A 1149-nucleotide genomic window follows, 5' to 3' on the forward strand; every position below is an offset into this window, starting at 1 on the left:
CAACTGCCTGATGGGTGCCTTTGTGGGTGTGATCTGGCGCACGCAAGCGGGGGCACCGCGGCGTCGCCTGCTGAAGCTGTTGGGCATGGGTGGTGGGCTGGTGTTGCTGGCCTGCCTGCTGCACCCCTTTTACCCACTGAACAAGTCGCTGTGGACGGGTTCGTTCACGCTGCTGACCAGCGGAATCAGTGTGTTGTTGCTGGCCTTTGACTTGCTGCTGGGCCAGCGCCCGGCGCGCCTGTCCATGCCCTTGTACTGGATCGGCCAGAACGCCACTCTGATTTACCTGGGCACCAGCCTAGTCATGTGGGGCTACAGCGTAAAGAGCCTGTTTGGCGGCTGGATCATGGCCAGCCCGCCAGGCGAACAACCGCTGTTACAGGGCCTGGCCTTGCTGCTGCTGCAACTGCTGGCCCTACGTTGGCTCTACCAGCGCAAGCTGTTCCTGCGGCTCTGACACTGAAGCGGCTGGCTGCAAGGGGCAATCCCGCTAATATGCAGCCATGCGAACACTACAACCCCTGCTCCCACTTCTGACGGCCGGCCTTGCACTGCTGCTGGCAGCCTGTGCCCAACCCGGCTCCCCGGGCGCCCCAGCGCGAGACAAGACAATCGCCATCACCATCCTGCACACCAACGACCACCATGGGCGTTTCTGGCAAAACAGCAATGGTGAGTACGGCATGGCCGCGCGCAAAACGGTGGTTGACGCCATACGCGCTGAAGTGGCAGCGGCCGGGGGTTATAGCCTGTTGCTGGACGGAGGTGATGTCAACACCGGCATGCCGGAGTCCGACCTGCAAGACGCCATACCCGACTTCAAAGGCATGAACCTGCTGGGTTATGACGCCATGGCAGTGGGCAACCACGAGTTTGACAAACCCCCTGCGGTGCTCGCCATGCAGCGCAAGCTGGCCACGTTTCCGATGTTGTCGGCCAACATCTACCAGGGGGGCGAGCGCATGTTTGCGCCGTACCACCTGTTCAATCTGGGCGGCGTACGGGTAGCCGTGATGGGAATGACCACCGAGGACACCCAAAGGCTCGGCAACCCGGCCAACATGCCGGGCGTAGAGTTTCGCAACCCCATACAAGAAGCCGCCAAGCTGGTGCCCACCTTGCGCGCAAAGGCGGACGTGGTAATCGCCG

1 protein-coding gene and 1 pseudogene are annotated in these 1149 nt (G+C 62.3%); both read left to right on the top strand.

Going from position 1 to position 1149, the window contains the following annotated elements; all coding sequences use genetic code 11:
• Positions 1-457: pseudogene (locus AC097P_RS24515) on the top strand (hypothetical protein); the annotation flags it as partial.
• A gap of 46 nt (positions 458-503) precedes the next feature.
• Positions 504-1149 (top strand): metallophosphoesterase (locus tag AC097P_RS24520; RefSeq protein ID WP_479613022.1); only part of this gene is annotated, 646 nt, incomplete at its 3' end.

Source organism: Rhodoferax sp. ZS1R8, from assembly GCF_056521325.1.